Below are 17,566 nucleotides of genomic sequence, written 5' to 3'. Positions count from 1 at the left end.
TGTATTATTGATGTTCCACATGCCTAATCGCTTGCGAGAGTAACTCTAAAACGTGATTATCGTCTTGTGTATAATAAATCGTTGTTCCTTCGCGCCTTGATTTTACTAAACGCAAATTCTTTAAAAAACGTAATTGATGAGAAACCGTCGTCTGATTGAAACCGAGCGTTCTCGCAATGTCGTTCACTGAATACTCCTGATCTTGAACCAAATTCAAAATTTGAACACGCGTCGGATCAGCCAGTGCTTTAAATATTTGCGTAACTCCAAAAAGTGTTTCTTCACCTAGTAGTTGCTTGTTTTGTTCCATTTCACATCGCTCCAATTCTCTTATATGACCATATACACATATATAGGTCAAAAAAATATATCTACTTCTCGATTCATTAATATATGTTTATATAAACATATATTAATATAAAATAGACAAAATTGCAACCCTTTTATTCCTTATGAACAAAATGAGTTTATTTATGTAAAAAAAGAGCTCAATCTGCAAAATCATGATATAATTTACACAAAGGAGTGATAGCATGCCAGATTTAAGCGGACGATTAACAGTTTTAAGGGAAAAGCAAGGCTGGTCGAAAGCCGAAACAGCAAGAAGACTCGGACTCAAGGCCCCTTCTACATATGGTAACTGGGAATATGGTATTCGAGAACCTGATTTGGACACGGTTCGCCATATTGCAACGTTATTCGATGTCTCAGTAGATTATCTAATTGGCCAAAATAGTGAACCCTCATATAAGCCGGTCACAACAAAAGAGAAAAATGATATTGCTAAACGTATCGAGAAAATTATTGAGGATTTGCGCTATGAGGAGCACCAACATTTAAATGGGGAGTATTTGCAAGAAGAAACGACGGAGTTTATTATGGATTCACTTGAATTCACATTGAAACAAGCTCGGAAATTAAATAATTAAATAAAAATACTCTGTCGCACAATCGCGACAGAGTATTTTTGCGCTACTAGTTATTCAACTCTTCAATTTCGCCACTTTTCAGATATACAATCCATTCGCAGACATTAGTTACGTAATCACCAATCCGCTCCAAGTACTGCGATACTAGCAATAAGTATGAAATTTCCTCCAAATGATCTGGATCTTCTTGCATGAAATGGATGCATTTTGTATAAATCACGCGTTGGAATTTATCAACTTCATTGTCACGCGACGCAATTTCACGTGCAACTTCTTCATCTTCCGCCAAATACGCTTTTAATACATCGTGAACCATTGCTTTGACGATATCACCCATCTCCTGAATTTCTGGAATCGGTTTTACAACTTTTGTTCGCCCGACTAATATGGTGGTTTTTGCTATACTAACCGCATGATCACCAATTCGCTCTAAATCTGAACTCACTTTTAGGACCGTGACGATTTTGCGAAGGTCGATGCCGACTGGTTGTTGAAGTGCGATTAATTCAAAAGATCGTTGCTCCAGCGCTAATTCCATATTATTGATGGCACGATCATTTGCGATAACATTTTCTGCTAGTTCATGATCACGATTGACAAGTGATTTCACAGCTTTATAAATCGCCTCATTAACTAGCATTCCCATCTCGAGTAAATGTTGATGTAACTCATCTAACTGCTCATTAAAAATTTTTCTAACTGGCATATGCTTCGCTCCTTATCCAAATCGTCCTGAGATATAGTCTTGCGTTTGTTGTTCTGCGGGATTCGTGAAAATAGTTGTCGTATCAGTGAATTCAATGATTTCACCGTTCAGGAAAAAGGCAGTTTCATCGGAAATTCGTGATGCTTGTTGCATATTATGCGTCACGATGATAATTGTATAATCTTTTTTTAGCTCCAAAATAAGATTTTCCATTTTTGCTGTAGAAATTGGATCAAGCGCTGAAGTTGGCTCATCCATAAGAATTACTTCTGGTTGAACAGCTAGAACACGCGCGATGCAAAGCCGTTGTTGCTGACCACCAGACATACCGAGCGCCGATTTATGCAAACGGTCATGAACCTCATCCCAAAGCGCGGCTTGGCGTAGGCTCCGTTCAACGATTTCATCTAGTTTTTTCTTATTAGTAACACCATGGGTTCTTGGACCGTAAGCGACATTGTCATAAATAGAGAATGGGAACGGATTTGGTTGTTGGAAAACCATTCCGACTTTTTTCCTTAAATTAACGGTATCAATTTTAGAGCTTTGGATATTTTCGCTGGCGACTTTGATTTCACCTTTAATCGTAACATTGGGAATCAAGTCATTCATTCTATTCAACGTGCGGAGAAAAGTGGATTTCCCACATCCAGAAGGCCCTATAAGCGCCGTCACACGATTTTTTTTAAAGTTTAAGCTTATCTTATTCAATGCTTGTTTTTGCCCATAAAATAGGTCTACATCTCTTGTTTCAACGACGAATTCCGTTTCGGTTATTGTTGACATTGGGGTGTCTCCTTCCCACTTTGGATTATCCAAAATTACCCGATATATAGTCCTGTGTCTGCTTGTTTGATGGCTTTGTAAATAACGTCCCTGTATCGCTCACTTCTACTACTTTTCCAAGATAAAAAAAGGCGGTGTGATCTGATACGCGCGCGGCTTGTTGCATATTGTGCGTCACGATAATAATCGTATATTTCCTCTTCAGTTCGTGAATTAAATCTTCTATTTTACTAGTGGAAATCGGATCTAGCGCAGATGCTGGTTCGTCAAGTAGTAAAACCTCTGGCTGCATGGCAATAGCACGGGCAATGCATAAACGTTGCTGCTGACCGCCCGATAAAGATAGAGCACTTTTCCCCAGATCATCTTTGACTTCATCCCAAAGTGCAGCACTACGAAGGCTTTTCTCAACGCGTTCTGCAAGTTCAGCTTTATTCTTTATACCATGACGCTTCAAACTAAAAGCAATGTTTTCAAAAATCGACTTTGTGAAGGGGTTTGGCTTTTGGAAAACCATCCCGATTTCTTTTCGAACATTGTATAAATCGACTTCTTTACGGTTAATATTAATGCCGTTATACAAAATTTCGCCTTCCATTCGACAGCCATCAATCTCATCATTCATTCGGTTTAATGCGCGAAGATACGTCGACTTTCCGCATCCAGATGGGCCGATAAGCGCCGTCACTTGGTTTTCATGGAATTCTAAATCAACACCTTGAATCGCGTGATTGTCACCGTAATAGACATGCAAATCATTGGTTGCCATCGCGGGCGCACCTGCTGTTACGATTTCCTCGGTTTCATTTATCGCGAACGGTATATTAGTAGTTGCCATCATTTTACAAAACTCCTTTTGTCCGCCAAATCAGGAAGACGTCATCTTTTTGAATACGTATTTCCCTAGAATGCGGGCTAAAATATTGAAAAGTAGCACAGAAAGAATGAGTACGGCGGATGCTCCCGCAGACACAGCTGCTGCGTCTGGCATGATTCCTTCCCCATTAATTTTCCAAATGTGAACGGCAAGTGTTTCTGCTGGACGGAAAATGTTGAGTGGCGATGTCGGATTCATGGGGTTCCAATCTCCGAAATTAAGCGTTGGTGTACTTTGCCCAGCAGTGTAGATTAATGCGGCCGCTTCACCAAACACGCGTCCCGCGGCCAAAATAACACCGGTTACGATTGCTGGAAGTGCGGCTGGAACTAGAACGCGTGTTATCGTTTCCCAGCGCGACAAGCCTAATGCAAGTCCTGCTTCTCGTTGTGTATTTGGAATAGCATTTAGTGCTTCCTCAATGACACGAATAAGTAGAGGTAGATTAAAGATGGTTAGCGTGAGCGCCCCAGAAATAACTGAGAAGCTCCACCCCATCTGTAACACGAAAATTAAGAAACCGAATAATCCTACTACGATTGATGGCAGAGAAGATAGCACTTCGATTGTTGTTCGAATGAAATCTGTCAGCCAATTTTTGCGAGCATATTCTGCCATATAAATACCAGCACCAAGCGCGATTGGCACGGATAAAATCATCGTAATAAGTAGCATGTAGAAGGAGTTCCAGATTTCCGGGCCAATCCCTCCACCCGCTTTAAAAGATTCTGGTGGTGATGTAAGGAAGTTCCAACTCAAATGTGGTACACCGCGAACTAAAATATAACCGAGTAATCCAGCCAAAATGACGATAATAAGTAGCGCGATGAAATAAAAGACTCCTGTCGCGATTTTATCTTTTGTTTTTACATTCATTTGACTTTCCTCCTACGGCCGATAAAGCGGATCATAATGATAAAGAACAGTGACATAGCCAGTAGCACCATTGCTAGCGACCAAAGCACGTTATTTTCAAGTGTCCCCATAACGGTATTTCCCATTCCCATTGTTAAAATACTAGTTAACGTGGATGCCGGTTCGAATAACGAAGTCGGTATAACCACGGAGTTTCCAATAACCATTTGTACAGCTAGTGCTTCACCAAACGCGCGTGCCATTCCAAAAACAACAGCAGTTAAAATACCTGGTCGTGCACTGCGTAAAATTACTTTCCAAATCGTTTGCCACCGTGTTGCACCTAGCGCAAGCGAAGCCTCACGATAATGCCGTGGTACCGAATGAATCGCATCCACAGTCAAGCTGGTTACAGTCGGCAAAATCATGACCGTCAAAACTACCGTCGCCGCTGCAATCCCAAAGCCACTTCCCGAAATATGTTCCCGAATAAACGGAACAACAACGCTGAGCCCAATAAAACCGTAAACAACGGATGGAATCCCAACGAGTAACTCCATAACTGGTTGTAATATTTTCTTACCAAACTTCGGTGATATTTCCACCATAAAAATAGCGGCGCCAATTGCGAGTGGAGCAGCGATACAAGCTGCAAGTAAGGTCACGCCAAAAGAACCAAGAATCATCGGCAAGGCACCAACGAGTGGATTTCCAGCCGCGTCTATTTTGGAAGGGTTCCAATCTGTTCCTGTGATAAAGTCAACGAACGAAACGTTATTGACAAAAAAAGTAGCCAGTCCTTTCGATATAACAAAGAAAAGAATGGATGCCGCTGCAATCACCATGATGCTGATGCAGATAAACGTTATGATTTTCCCTCTTTTTTCAAGACGGGCCTTTTTGGAAGTTTGCGTTAATGCTTTTTCTCGTGCTTCCACTGCGTAGACTCCTTTCCAATGCTGAGCTCTATTATGCCCAACAAGCGGGTTTGCGCCCACTTCTATACTTAGAAGTAGACGCCTCCCCAATATATTTTATTTCACGTCTGTGATATTCCCTTTAGCGTCACGTTCTACTTTCATGGAGTGAATCGATTGGTAACCTAATTGTGGCACCAAGTCATTTTGAACTTCTTTACTTGTGATGTAAGCTAGGAATTGCTTTGTCAATCCTGTTGCTTCACCGTTTGTATACATATGCTCGTAAGCCCAAATTTTCCAATCATTTGTTGCTACGTTGTCTTCTGTTGGCTTCACATTATCAAGTGATAGCCCTTGAATCGAATCGTCAATGTAAGAGAATGCTAGGTAACTAATCGCTCCTGGTGTTTCACTTACAATTTTACGAACCGTACCTGAGGAATCTTGCTCTTGTGCTTTGACTGGAGTTGCTCCATCTAAGCCCCATTTTTCAAAAGTCGCACGCGTTCCGCTTCCTTCTGCACGATTAATGATTGTAACTTTTTGATCCTTACCGCCAACATCTTTCCAGTTTGTAATTTTTCCTGTGAAGATGTCGATTAATTGCTGTTTAGATATATTTTTTACGCCAGCGTCTTTGTTAACGACCGGAGCCATTCCAACTACTGCTACTCTGTGATCTACTAATTTTGAAGCATCAACGCCATCTTTTTCTTCAGCGAAAACATCTGAGTTACCAATATCCACAGCGCCTTGTTGCACTTGCGTTAGACCAGTACCAGATCCGCCACCTTGCACGTTGATTTGTGCTTTAGGATTTTCAGCTGTGAATTGTTTTGAAGCAGCTTCGACAAGAGGTTGCAGTGCCGTTGAGCCGACCGCCGTAATTGAACCAGAAACTTCTTTACTATCTCCATTAGCGTTATCTGATGATGTACTTGAATTCCCACATCCTGCTATAATCATTGTGAATGCTGCAATAACAGCTACTAATCCTAAAAATCTCTTCTTCATGAATTGTAAACCACCTTTTTTATCGATTTAACTTACAAGCTTACTATACCTCTAAAGAATTAAGGGGTTATGTAGCTAATGTTAAGAGAATGTAAAGATGATGATTATGTAAAATTTATAAAAAACGGATGACAAAATAAAAGTGCAAGTCGCTAGAAATGACGACCTGCACTCATTATTATTATTTAGGAAGTATTACAGTAAATGTTGTGCCTGTACCTTCAATACTTTCCACTTGAATCTGACCACCACAACTTTCAACAATATGTTTCACAATAGAAAGTCCAAGCCCAGTGCCTCCCGAATGTCTACTACGAGCACGATCTACCCGATAAAAACGTTCAAAAATCCGATCAATATCTTTGGCTGGGATACCAATCCCGTTGTCCATAACAGTTATTGCAATCGTATCATTAGCTTTATTTTCCGTTACACCGACTGAAACTTCTCCATTTTGTGGGGTATAAACAATCGCATTTGAAATGAGGTTAATCAGGATTTGTTGCAGTCGATCACGCTCAGCTTGAATAATAATTGGTGCTACCACATTCGGTAGCACAAGCTGAATCTCTTTTTCCAGAGCCATTGAGCGAACCGTATCCATCGTTGTAATTATAACGTCTTCCACATCCACCTGTTCTAAATTCATTGACACATGCTTCTGCTCAATCCGTGACAATTCCAAAATATCCATAATTAAACGGTGCAAACGGTCACTCTCCTCTTTTATGATTGTAAGGAATTTTTTGAGTAGTGCCTCATCATACATCGCTCCATCGAGTAGCGTTTCTGCAAAGCCTTTCAACGCTGTAACTGGCGTTTTTAATTCATGCGAAACATTCGCGACGAACTCAGAGCGTACATTTTCTAGTCGCCTAATCTCCGTAATATCATGAAGCAACACAATCACTCCTGTAATATTACCTGTTTTGGATAGAATTGGTGAAACGTTTGCGTCCAAGATTAGCTCCCGCGGAAAATAGATTGTAATTTCTTCTTGCTGAAATGCTTTTTGTTCCAGACATTGATCCACGAGTTTCGCCAAAGCAAAACTTTTTAAAACTTCATAATAGGCTTTTCCTGTAAGTCCTTTTTCACCGATAATCTGCTCCATCATCGGATTTATCATAACGATAAATTTTTTGTGATCAATTAGCATAACACCGCTAACCAAGTTCTGCACAATACCGCTAAGTCGCTGCTGATTTAGCTCGATTTCCTGCATTTGCTTCTCTAAACTTTGGGCTAATTGATTCACACTCACCGATAAATCCTGCAACTCACCGCTCGTTTTGCCAGTAATTCTACTATGGTAACGATGGTTGGCCAAATCCATTGACACATCGATAATTTCGTTGACCGGACGTGTAATCCGACGCGCAATCACCGCACTTATAAAACCTATAAACACAAGCGCCAAGCCAAAAATCAAGCTTAGGCTTAGCCATAATTGGTTCACTGCTTTTTCCACAGATTCCAATGAGATCGAAATTCTTAAAACGCCATCCGTCACACCACTATGCGTGATTGGAACCGCAACATAGAGCATGCTATAGCCGAGCGTCGAGCTTTTTCGTGTCGCAATCCCGACATCTTTTCCCTGCTCCAAAACTTCCTGAACCTCTGGACGGTCCATGTGGCTCCCCAAGCTATGTGGATCTTCCTTCGTATCTGCAACAACATGCCCAGACTGATCAATCACCGTAATCCGAGCGTCAATTTTATCCTCGAGCGGTTTCAAATCTGCCTGAATTTTATCTGCATTCTGATCCAAGTCTATATCTTCCAACTTTGTCGTTGTCAGCAAAATTTGAGCATCATCCTGTAATTGGCTTTCCTTCATATTTAAATAAACACTCTTCATCAACTCTCCTGAAAAAAAGCCGACAATCACCATGACAATAAAAAATAAGATAAAAAAAGACAGTCCTATTTTCAGCCATAATTTTTTCATGATTTCACGTTCTCCATCTTATAGCCAAAACCACGAATCGTCTTGATATAGCGTGGTTGCTTCGTATCTGCCTCAATTTTATCGCGTAAATGACTCACATGAACATCCACAATTCGCGTCTCACCAATATAATCATAATTCCAAACCGCATCTAGCAACTGATCCCGCGAGAAAACTTTGCCTCGATGATTCGCCAAATATACCAACAACTCAAATTCTTTCGGCGTCAAATCCAGCAATTCGTCCCGCAAATACACCTCGTAACTCTCCGTCAAAATTTTCAGCTCACCAATCTGTAACGCCCTCTCTTTCTGGGCATCCTCTGGTTCCACATCTGCCGCTTTCCCTGCACTCCTTCGCAAAATGGCCTTAATTCGCGCCACTACTTCACGCGGGCTAAACGGTTTCGTCAAATAATCATCCGCACCAAGCTCCAGACCAATAATTTTATCCAATTCGTCATCTTTTGCCGTTAACATCAAAATCGGCGTCTCCACCTTATCTTGACGTAACTGTTTACAAACCTCAATCCCGTCCATTTCCGGTAACATCAAATCGAGTACAATCAAATCCGGTTTTTCTGACAAAGCAAGTTCATATCCGGTTCTGCCATCTTCCGCCGTCACTACATCAAAGCCAGCCTTTTCAATGTTAAATTGCAGTAAAGTTACAATAGAAGACTCATCATCTACTACTAAAATCTTGGTCAATGCTCTTTCCTCCCCATTCATAACACGCGGCCTTTACAATCCTGCCACAGCTTTGTTACGTACTTTCCTACTAAAATATAGCACGATTTCAGCTTTATCGGTTAGAATACGATCACTCTTAACACAATCTTAAAATTCAGGGTTAGCAAACTACCCATCTCTATCGTAAAAGTTCCACTCTGATACTCTCAAGCAAGTTACTTTATTCTACCATGAATAGTCCAAGTTCGAATGAATCTTCTTCGTAGAGCGCGGTTTGGACAATTCGTGGCTCACCTTTGTTGTCGCGGACTTTTAGTTTGCAGTAAGCTCGGTTTTCGTTTAAAGCTTCGTATAAGTCTTCACGATTTAAGACAGCCTTCCCGTTTACTTCCATAATAACTTCCCCTGCTAAAATTTCCATCCGACTTGCTGGTGTATGCTCCCTTGCCCCCAAAACCATAATGCCGTCTTTTTGTGGCGTAAACTTGAATGCTGCACTTTGCTCTTCGTTACGATGACGGTAGGAAACCCATAGACGACCGCCTATTGCTACTACAAATGCAAGCAAACTAACAACTGGAATCACAATACTTACAACACCTAGAAGTGCGATTAAGATTGATAAACTTGTTACCCGAATTGCAATTTTATGGGTCGCTTCGGCTGGTAATTGTGACTGAATTTGTTGCTGAAAGCCTATAACAATCGGTAATATCATAACTGAAAACGTCTGGTTCCCAATTTGAAAAATCGGCCACCAATCAAAGAGTGCTGCAAAACCTTGTCCTGGAACAAAGCAAAGTAACGGTAATAGCCATAATCGACGTAAACGAAATGCTCCAATCAATTTCCCACGCCCACTTTTTCGAAGCATTGGGGAAGCTTGAGACGCTCCCGAAAACTGAATCAAAAAAGCTTCCACTGCAAGCAATAGCGCCAATACAAACACAAGCGCAATCATGAAATTATCAATATATAAATCCCTAATTGGTAGCATCCGATTCTCAAACGGCGCTAGTGACCAATCAAAATAATACACTGCATAAAAAACCAAGCTCGTAATACCAATTGTATACGCCGTCGAAGCCATTCTGAACAATCCAATCAACAACAAGACAATTAGTACAACATTAAAAATCGCAATCCAACCAATTGTCAAAGAAAATCCTACAAAGCCCACCACAATCGATATAGCCAGCCCAAAAACAATCCCCAACCCAAAGAAGCCTTTTAGCTCTTGCCAGGGTGAATGTATCCGAACGCGAAACGATTTTCGCTCCCACTTGGTACGACTAAACCCTGCAAGAATCGTGATTAATATCGAGACGTATAACGCAGGTTGTACCAGTATACTGCCAATTCCTTTTACAATTTCTACTATGATTGTTTCCATCCCATTCACCTCTTATAGTATCGGGGAGAGTAACCGCGACACCGCCTCTTTTACTTTAATCCAAAATGAGCGCTCAGCATAAATTTCCTCCGTCAGCTGGTAAGATTTCAAAATATCCTGCAAGAAAATGTCCTCCAATTTCTGTGCAATCTTCTTCTCATACATAAACGCATTCACTTCAAAATTCAATCTAAAACTCCGAAAATCCATATTTGCGGTTCCTACAGAGGCGATTTCCCCATCCACGACCATTGTTTTTGCATGAATAAATCCATTGTCATAAATATAAACTTTCGCACCACTTTCAATCAATTCCCCACAATAACTCGTCGTTGCACGATAAACAAACGCGTGATCTGGCTTATTAGGAATCATCAAACGCACGTCCACACCAGAGAGCGACGCAATTTTCAACGCTTCCAGCAAGCTCGCATCTGGAATTATATAAGGTGATTGCAGATAAATCGATTTCTTCGCTGAGTTTATCATCTTAATATAACCGTTCTTAATCTGTTGCCATTCCGAATCTGGTCCGCTTGAAACAATCTGCATACTCGTCTGCCCTTTTCCATGAAAACTAGGAAAATAACGCGTTTGATAATCTAATTTTTGACTAGTCGACGAAGCCGAATTCCAGTCCATAATATAACGCGTCTGCATAGCAAAAACAGCTTTTCCACGAACCCGGAGATGTGTATCGCGCCAATATCCAAAACTATCATCAAGTCCAAGATATTCATCCCCGACATTAAATCCACCAATGTATCCAATTTCCCCATCGATAATCGCCAACTTACGATGGTTTCGATAGTTCAATCGGAAATTTATCAATGGTAGCTTCGAAGGAAAGAACGGCCACACTTTCACGCCACTTTGCTTCAATTTATTCCAAAAAGCTTTCTTCGTTGTTCGGCAGCCCATCGCGTCATAAAGCACACGCACATCTAGTCCCTCGTTCGCCTTTTTAATTAGCGCCTCCTGTAAACGGTGTCCCAGCATATCCGAATGAATAATATAATAAATCAAATGAATGTGATTCTTCGCCTTTGCAATATCTCGTATCAATGCATCAAACTTCTCATGACCATCCGTAAAAATAGTCACTTCATTATCCTGCGTCAAAATCGCGCCGTCATTCACTAGAAGTAAATAAATTAAATCCCGATGTTTCGCCACATTCCGATCGCTAAATGGAAACTCTTGCTGCCTAATCATATTAATCTGATTATCGGTTGACTCCCGCAGCCCAATTTTCTCCTGTCCCTTCCAGTCAAAAATTTTGCGATGTGAGAGCTTCCGGCCAAATATTAAGTATATAACAAACCCCAAAACAGGTATGAAAGTAAGTACAAGTAGCCAAGCCCATGTTGCCGAGGTGTCTCTTCGTTCTAGAAACACCATCACAGCGGCAAAAAACAGATTGATTACTAGTAAAACAATCAGTAATCCCGCAATAATCCCCATAATGAACCTCCCAATAATAATGTACCTTTTAATCATATCATAAATCAGGAGTGAAGTATTGCCTCAATATCAACAAAAAGCTCGACTAACCGTTACTGGCTAATCGAGCTTGATTTTAAATATAAGGAGATGGATCTACAGGAACACCATTTTTGTGTATTTCAAAGTGGAGATGTTGGCCTGTTGATTGCCCAGTTGAGCCCATCATTCCAATACCTTGCCCTTGAGAAACACTTTGCCCGGCAACAACCTGTAAGCTACCTGCTCTCATATGACCGTACAGTGTTTGATAGCCATTGCCGTGATCAATTTCAACAACATATCCATAGCCACCATAACCGCTACCTGGAGCACCAAAACCAGAGAAAACAACCGTTCCGCCTGCTGCCGCATAAATTGGTACGCTCCCGCCAGCCGCAATATCTTGTCCTTTATGCGACTCGTGTTGGCCTGTGACAGGATTCGTTCTATCACTAAATCCAGATGTAAGAATTCCAGCAGCTGGCTTAATGAACATACCAGTTTGAGAACCCGCACTAATAGACGGAATAGAAACTGTTGTCGGCTCTTCTTGTGGTGCTGCTGCAGCTGTTTCTGTCCGCGTCACCGCTTTAGATCTTGCTTTTGCCGCAGCTTCTTTGGCAGCAACTTCTCTTGCAGCGCGTTCTGCACTTGCTTTGCGGGCCGCTTCTAATTGTAATTGTGCTTGACGATTTTTTTCCGCTTGAATGTTTCCAGCTATTGTTTGTTCATTCGCTGCTAACTGGCCTTGTTGTGCTAATAAATCATTCTTTTGTTGCTGCGTTAAATCTTTTTCCGCTGCAATAGCCAAGATTAGCTCATCTTTTTGGCTTTTTTGACTCTCTAGGTTATTTTTAGAAAGCGCGATTTCATTAGATAATTTCTTTAAGTTCGCTAGTTTTGTTTCCGTTTGCTTTTGCTTCGAGTTCAAAGCATCTTCATCTTTTCGCTGATCCGTCATAATATCTTTATCCGCGTTGACAAGCGTAGATACTAATGTCGCTCGATCAATAAAATCACTAAAACTATCCGAATCTAAAAGAACATTCATATATTCTTGACCATTTCCGTTTATTTGGATAGCACGTGCGCGATCCTTCAATAAATTAAGGCGGTCTTCAATACTTTTTTGCAACACGGTGATTTCATTCTTTAATTTACTAACTTCTGCATTAGTCACCGATACTTCTTGTTGCTGTTTTTGTAGCTTCTTATTGGTTTCCGTTATACTTTTGACTAGGCTTTCTAGCTCTGCCGCAGTTGTTTGTTGTTTTCTTTCTAGAACAGATACATCATGATCCTTCTCATCAATATGGCTATCTATATTAGAACGTTGTTGCTGAATCGCTTGTTGTTGTTTTTGTAGTTCATTTAAATCAGCAGCCTTTGCATTAGTTGGAACGAAAGTAAAAAGTCCAGCTGCTACAGTAATTGCAAGGCCATTCGCAAGTAATTTCTTATATGTCATACATTATTTCCTCCTAAATCAAATTCATATATTACTATTTTTACCATATCTCAAGTTAGAAAAAAAGCACCCTCGTAAATAACTATACAAAGGTACTTTTCTATTTTCAAAAATTTTTAATATCATTCAAAATTAGAAGTTAGCTACACGGCCGAAACCTACAAGAGATTGTGCCCAGAAGCCACTTGAAAGGCTATCAATTTTAACGCCATCGTTTTGAGCGTTAATCATTTTGCCTCCACCAATATAAATACCAACGTGAGCAATTCCGCTACCATAGCTGAAGAATACTAAGTCACCAGGTTTTGCTTGGCTTGAGCTAATTTTTGTAGATGCTGCATATTGTGCACCGGAAGTTCTTGGAAGAGATATTCCTGCTGCACGGAATGAATAAGAAGTGAACCCAGAGCAGTCAAATGAACCTGGTCCAGTTGCTCCTAGAGAATATGGTTTACCTAATTGTGCATACGCAGTTGAAATCATTGCATCATATCCAGAACCTGTTGGTGTGGCAATGCTATTGTTTGTAGAACTAGAAGTATTTGATGATGATTTTTTCGCTGACGTATTACTCTCTGATTTAGAGCTATCATCATTTGAATTTGAAGAAGATGCTACTGATGATGAAGATTCAGATGTATTTGATGATGACTCTGTTTTAGTTTCTGTAGCTGCAATCGGTTGAACAGTTGTAGCTTCTTTCGCTGCCGCTGCACGAGCTGCTGCTGCCGCTGCTTCTCTATCACGTTGTGCAACTAAAGTAGATTTCTCTTGTTCTGTTGTTGCTTGTTGTGCTGCTAATTGAGCTACAACAGCTTCTTTCTCAGCTTTTTGGGCTTCGATTTTATTTTGTTGCTCTTCATAACTTGCAATTGCTTTTTGTTGTTTCTCTTGCTCTTTTTTCACAGAAGCAGATTTTGATTTCAAAGCATCTTCATCTTTTTGCTGTTCGTCAAGAATTGCTTTATCAGAATCAACAATTGTGTTTACTGCAGATACGCGATCTACTAAATCACTGAAATTACTAGCTCCTAAAACAACATCAAGGTAAACATTCGAGTTTGAGTTTACTTGCATAGAACGTGCGCGCTCTTTGAGAACTGCTTCACGCTCTTTAATACGTGCATTAATAGCTGCGATATCAGCATTTAATTTCTTTAATTGTTCTGCTGACTTGTTAAAGCTTGCTTGTAGTTCTTTCGATTTCGCTTGCGCTGATTCTAGTTTAGTCACTAACGATGACAAATCAGCTTGTAAATCAGCTTTCTTAGATTTAAGGTCGTTTAGCTTTGCGTCCTTTTGTTGAATATCTGTGTTAACATCCGCAAATGCATTCGTTGTAAAAACTGGTGATAAACTGATTACAGCTGCCATTGACGCAGCGATTAAAGTATTTTTTTTCAAAAGATTTTACCTCCTAAAAAGCTCCCTAGGCTTTTCTTTCATTAAATTTTTTATTATTTTTTAGAATGCGTTCATTTCTCTGATACGCATTTAGTTGTTATACTTTCAAGAATCTACGGATGGAAATTGCACTTCCCCATATGCCAATCAACACTCCGATAGCAATGATTAATCCTGCTATCTCATACATAAATGGAGTTGGCGTCAACAGAGAAAGATTTGTGCCTTCACCAAGTTTCGGATTGACGAAATTGTAAGTGTTAATATAACCTACAAACGTTAATGCTACTGGAACAATAGATCCTAACAGACCTAGCCAAGCACCTTCTAACACGAACGGCCACCGGATAAACCAGTTTGTCGCTCCTACCAATTTCATAATCTCAATCTCGGTTCGACGCGAGTAAATCGCAATCTTAATCGTATTGGAAATCAAGAACATGGCTGTTAACAAAAGGCCAGCACTTAATATGATACCAGCATATCGTCCCCATTTCAAGACATTAAACAATTTATCTACTGTTTTTTCTCCATAGTTCACTTTTGCGACATATTTCATTTTCTGAATCTCGGTTGCAACTTTCGCCGTTTCGCTCGGCTCCTTCGCTTGAACAATGAACACATCGTAAAGTGGATTATCCTGTTCGAATAACTCGAAATCTTTACCATATGTAGAGACTAACTTCTCCATTTGCTCATCTTTTGAAGAAAATGTGACGCTATCTACGCCACTCAGTTGCTCAATGTTGCCCTTTAGCTCATCCTGTTGATCTTTTGTAGCAGTCAATTGAATATGCACGTTAATCTCAACGTCATTTTCTACATCATCTGCTAACTTGTTCATGTTCATCATAATTGCGAAGAACACACTTACCAAAATCAAAGTTACTGTTACCGCACTAGCTGCAGCAAACGTCATCCAACCATTTCGATAAAGACTCTTAAAACTTTCTTTAAAGTGTCTACCTACTGTTCTAAATTTCATAGCCATAATCTCCTTGCTGTTCATCACGAACGATTCTACCGTTTTCAATAGCAATAACACGATGTTTCAGAGTATTAACAATCTCTTTATTGTGTGTCGCCATAACGATTGTCGTTCCGCGATTACTTATTTCTTCAAGGATATTCATGATTTCCCATGAAGTATCAGGATCGAGGTTTCCGGTTGGTTCATCTGCAATTAAAACCTTTGGCATATTGGCTATCGAGCGAGCAATCGAAATACGTTGTTGCTCCCCGCCAGATAACTCATCTGGTAGCATTCTGACTTTGTGTTTCAGATTAACTAGGTCTAACACTTCCATAACACGGTTCTTGATGACTTTGGGATCTTCTTCTACCACTTCCATCGCATAAGCAATGTTTTCATAAACTGTTTTGCTTGGAAGCAATTTGAAATCCTGAAAGACAACGCCAACGTGCCTTCTTAAAAATGGTACTTCACGATTTTTCATACTGAGTAAGTCGAACTTATCAACATTAATCGTTCCCTTGGTCGCCCGCTCTTCTCTGTAAATCATCTTAATAAAAGTAGATTTACCTGCACCACTTGGACCTACGACATAAACGAATTCTCCCTGATCGATCCGAATATTCAATCCGTTCGCGGCTGTAATGCCATTGGGATACTTCTTATACACATCTTCCATAACAATCATATTATCACCTAACTATGCCTTTCTTAAATCAAGTTCGAATAATATAACATGTAAGGTAAGCCCAGATTATGCAGTGAAGATACACCATTTCTATTGAAGTGTGTAAAGTCACAACGCATAATACCATTATAACATCTCAATTTTTCAGGTTCGGGTTAATTACATTACAGTTATATTTCAACCAATGACAAGTTTTATTTTATTCGCAACATACTTATTTACATCTATTTAAATCGACGAAAATCTCATAACTTCTAGCTTTGTAAAAAGACCATAAAAAAACGTGCCACGCTTCCTGCACTGTTTTTGCTACTCTCCTATTGTACCGCGTTTTCCAGTGAATTAATATTACAGGGATATTAAAAATAGTTACAGCGAAATCAATTGGAATAGACCGCTTTTAATATGTAAAGAACCTCTCAAAAACACTTAGTTACTATCTTGTTACACAACTGTTATACAAAAATAGGGTATAGTCCAAACTGTATTATAAAAAAAGCAACATCAACGTAACTAAGTCAATGCTGCTTCTACACTGTATTACTAAATATTAAAGCCTTCCCCCATAACCTCACTTGCACTCATCACAACGACAAATGCGTTCGAATCAATTTCTTTTATGACCCCTTTAAGACGGGAAAATTCTGACTGGGCAATGACACACAATAAAATCTGCCTGTCATCCTCTGTATACCCACCTTTTGCTGATAAACGTGTAATACCTCGATCAATTTGGAATAGGATCGCTTGACGTATTTCATCTTGCTTTTCCGATATAATGAGTACCGTTTTCGACTGATTAAGCCCTACTTGAACGAGGTCAATCGTCTTACTTGTCGCAAACAGACCAATTAAAGCATATAATCCCGATTCGATATCAAAGACAAACATAGCCGCAATAACGACAAACCCATCAATTAAAGCAACACAAATACCTAACGACAAATTCGTAAACTTGTGCAAAATTTGTGCTATAACATCTGTACCTCCTGTGGATGCTTTCCCTCGAAAAACGACTCCGAGGCCTATACCAACAAGAACACCTCCAAAAAGAGCTGCAACAAGAGGTTCATGCGTCCAAACTGTCCAATCTGAAGTTAAATAAACAAACAATGGCATAATCATTGTACCAACAAATGTCTTAATCCCAAACTGATAACCTAGGAAAAATACCCCAGCAAAAAATAACGGAATATTAAATGACCATTGAATATATGCTGGTGTCCATCCGGTTAAATAGTTAATAATCGTACTAATTCCACTCACACCACCAGAAGCAACATGGTTGGGTAACAATAGTACATTAAAAGCTAGCGCGATAATGAAAGCACCTAAAATAACATAGACGTACTCCATCACTTTTGCTAATTTAGGTGACAGTTTGCGTCGTTTGACTGGCTTTATTTCGTTCATTTTGCCACC

General features: G+C 40.0%; 17 protein-coding genes. 1 reads left to right on the top strand and 16 read right to left on the bottom strand.

What is annotated here, in order from left to right; genetic code table 11:
- Positions 1–4 precede the first annotated feature (4 nt).
- Positions 5–310: an ArsR/SmtB family transcription factor gene (locus R8925_RS06155; RefSeq protein ID WP_430535016.1), complete on the bottom strand. Its 306-nt coding sequence runs from the start codon at positions 308–310 to the stop codon at positions 5–7.
- 223 nt (positions 311–533) lie between these two features.
- On the opposite strand from R8925_RS06155, the gene R8925_RS06150 reads away from it, so the two are divergent.
- Entirely contained in the window at positions 534–929 is a 396-nt protein-coding gene (locus tag R8925_RS06150) for a helix-turn-helix domain-containing protein (protein ID WP_036076692.1), read from the top strand.
- Between the two features lie 46 nt (positions 930–975).
- Here the strand turns inward: R8925_RS06150 and phoU are convergent, their stop codons facing one another.
- The 15 genes from phoU to R8925_RS06075 form a co-directional block, all read right to left on the bottom strand.
- Entirely contained in the window at positions 976–1,635 is a 660-nt protein-coding gene (gene phoU, locus R8925_RS06145; protein WP_430535015.1) for a phosphate signaling complex protein PhoU, read from the bottom strand.
- Between the two features lie 12 nt (positions 1,636–1,647).
- The gene (gene pstB / locus R8925_RS06140; protein ID WP_430535014.1) at positions 1,648–2,421 is read right to left on the bottom strand and encodes a phosphate ABC transporter ATP-binding protein PstB; all 774 of its coding nucleotides are present in this window, start codon (positions 2,419–2,421) and stop codon (positions 1,648–1,650) included.
- 25 nt (positions 2,422–2,446) lie between these two features.
- A complete protein-coding gene (gene pstB / locus R8925_RS06135) occupies positions 2,447–3,190 on the bottom strand; it encodes a phosphate ABC transporter ATP-binding protein PstB (protein WP_430535043.1) in 744 nt (247 codons plus the stop codon).
- Positions 3,191–3,289: 99 nt separating this feature from the next.
- Positions 3,290–4,174, bottom strand: coding sequence for a phosphate ABC transporter permease PstA (gene pstA / locus R8925_RS06130; RefSeq protein ID WP_430535013.1), 885 nt, complete (start codon positions 4,172–4,174; stop codon positions 3,290–3,292).
- Positions 4,171–5,091, bottom strand: a complete 921-nt coding sequence (pstC, locus tag R8925_RS06125; protein ID WP_185341966.1) for a phosphate ABC transporter permease subunit PstC — start codon at positions 5,089–5,091, stop codon at positions 4,171–4,173. Before pstC ends, pstA begins: the two co-directional genes overlap by 4 nt.
- A gap of 96 nt (positions 5,092–5,187) precedes the next feature.
- Positions 5,188–6,087 (bottom strand): phosphate ABC transporter substrate-binding protein, encoded by a 900-nt coding sequence (locus tag R8925_RS06120; RefSeq protein ID WP_430535012.1) that lies wholly within the window; start codon positions 6,085–6,087, stop codon positions 5,188–5,190.
- A gap of 181 nt (positions 6,088–6,268) precedes the next feature.
- Positions 6,269–8,041, bottom strand: coding sequence for a two-component system histidine kinase PnpS (pnpS, locus tag R8925_RS06115; protein WP_430535011.1), 1,773 nt, complete (start codon positions 8,039–8,041; stop codon positions 6,269–6,271).
- On the bottom strand, positions 8,038–8,751 hold the full coding sequence (locus tag R8925_RS06110) for a response regulator transcription factor (protein WP_430535010.1): 714 nt from the start codon (positions 8,749–8,751) through the stop codon (positions 8,038–8,040). The genes pnpS and R8925_RS06110 overlap by 4 nt, the downstream gene beginning before the upstream one ends.
- Before the next feature lie 202 nt (positions 8,752–8,953).
- On the bottom strand, positions 8,954–10,126 hold the full coding sequence (locus R8925_RS06105) for a serine protease (RefSeq protein ID WP_430535009.1): 1,173 nt from the start codon (positions 10,124–10,126) through the stop codon (positions 8,954–8,956).
- Positions 10,127–10,138: 12 nt separating this feature from the next.
- Positions 10,139–11,590 (bottom strand): cardiolipin synthase, encoded by a 1,452-nt coding sequence (cls, locus tag R8925_RS06100; protein ID WP_430535008.1) that lies wholly within the window; start codon positions 11,588–11,590, stop codon positions 10,139–10,141.
- A 115-nt stretch (positions 11,591–11,705) separates the two neighbouring features.
- Complete coding sequence (locus R8925_RS06095) at positions 11,706–13,079, bottom strand: murein hydrolase activator EnvC family protein (protein ID WP_430535007.1); 1,374 nt, start codon at positions 13,077–13,079, stop codon at positions 11,706–11,708.
- Between the two features lie 132 nt (positions 13,080–13,211).
- Positions 13,212–14,483: a C40 family peptidase gene (locus R8925_RS06090; RefSeq protein WP_430535006.1), complete on the bottom strand. Its 1,272-nt coding sequence runs from the start codon at positions 14,481–14,483 to the stop codon at positions 13,212–13,214.
- A gap of 97 nt (positions 14,484–14,580) precedes the next feature.
- Positions 14,581–15,468, bottom strand: a complete 888-nt coding sequence (gene ftsX, locus R8925_RS06085; RefSeq protein WP_430535005.1) for a permease-like cell division protein FtsX — start codon at positions 15,466–15,468, stop codon at positions 14,581–14,583.
- The gene (ftsE, locus tag R8925_RS06080) at positions 15,458–16,144 is read right to left on the bottom strand and encodes a cell division ATP-binding protein FtsE (protein ID WP_036069037.1); all 687 of its coding nucleotides are present in this window, start codon (positions 16,142–16,144) and stop codon (positions 15,458–15,460) included. The genes ftsX and ftsE overlap by 11 nt, the downstream gene beginning before the upstream one ends.
- Before the next feature lie 543 nt (positions 16,145–16,687).
- On the bottom strand, positions 16,688–17,557 hold the full coding sequence (locus R8925_RS06075) for a YitT family protein (RefSeq protein WP_430535004.1): 870 nt from the start codon (positions 17,555–17,557) through the stop codon (positions 16,688–16,690).
- Positions 17,558–17,566: the final 9 nt, after the last annotated feature.

It is taken from the genome of Listeria rocourtiae subsp. hofi, from assembly GCF_963575615.1.
Classification (GTDB): Bacteria; Bacillota; Bacilli; order Lactobacillales; family Listeriaceae; genus Listeria_A; species Listeria_A hofi.
This window is presented reverse-complemented; position numbering and strand designations above follow the sequence as displayed.

Bases quoted from the DNA above. Each gene is read 5' to 3' on its own strand.
- ftsX (WP_430535005.1), bottom strand. From the start codon at position 15,468: ATGAAATTTAGAACAGTAGGTAGACACTTTAAAGAAAGTTTTAAGAGT.
- pnpS (WP_430535011.1), bottom strand. From the start codon at position 8,041: ATGAAAAAATTATGGCTGAAAATAGGACTGTCTTTTTTTATCTTATTT.
- phoU (WP_430535015.1), bottom strand. From the start codon at position 1,635: ATGCCAGTTAGAAAAATTTTTAATGAGCAGTTAGATGAGTTACATCAA.
- R8925_RS06120 (WP_430535012.1), bottom strand. From the start codon at position 6,087: ATGAAGAAGAGATTTTTAGGATTAGTAGCTGTTATTGCAGCATTCACA.
- R8925_RS06155 (WP_430535016.1), bottom strand. From the start codon at position 310: ATGGAACAAAACAAGCAACTACTAGGTGAAGAAACACTTTTTGGAGTT.
- R8925_RS06075 (WP_430535004.1), bottom strand. From the start codon at position 17,557: ATGAACGAAATAAAGCCAGTCAAACGACGCAAACTGTCACCTAAATTA.
- R8925_RS06095 (WP_430535007.1), bottom strand. From the start codon at position 13,079: ATGACATATAAGAAATTACTTGCGAATGGCCTTGCAATTACTGTAGCA.
- cls (WP_430535008.1), bottom strand. From the start codon at position 11,590: ATGGGGATTATTGCGGGATTACTGATTGTTTTACTAGTAATCAATCTG.
- pstB (WP_430535014.1), bottom strand. From the start codon at position 2,421: ATGTCAACAATAACCGAAACGGAATTCGTCGTTGAAACAAGAGATGTA.
- ftsE (WP_036069037.1), bottom strand. From the start codon at position 16,144: ATGATTGTTATGGAAGATGTGTATAAGAAGTATCCCAATGGCATTACA.
- pstA (WP_430535013.1), bottom strand. From the start codon at position 4,174: ATGAATGTAAAAACAAAAGATAAAATCGCGACAGGAGTCTTTTATTTC.
- R8925_RS06105 (WP_430535009.1), bottom strand. From the start codon at position 10,126: ATGGAAACAATCATAGTAGAAATTGTAAAAGGAATTGGCAGTATACTG.
- R8925_RS06150 (WP_036076692.1), top strand. From the start codon at position 534: ATGCCAGATTTAAGCGGACGATTAACAGTTTTAAGGGAAAAGCAAGGC.
- pstB (WP_430535043.1), bottom strand. From the start codon at position 3,190: ATGGCAACCAATGATTTGCATGTCTATTACGGTGACAATCACGCGATT.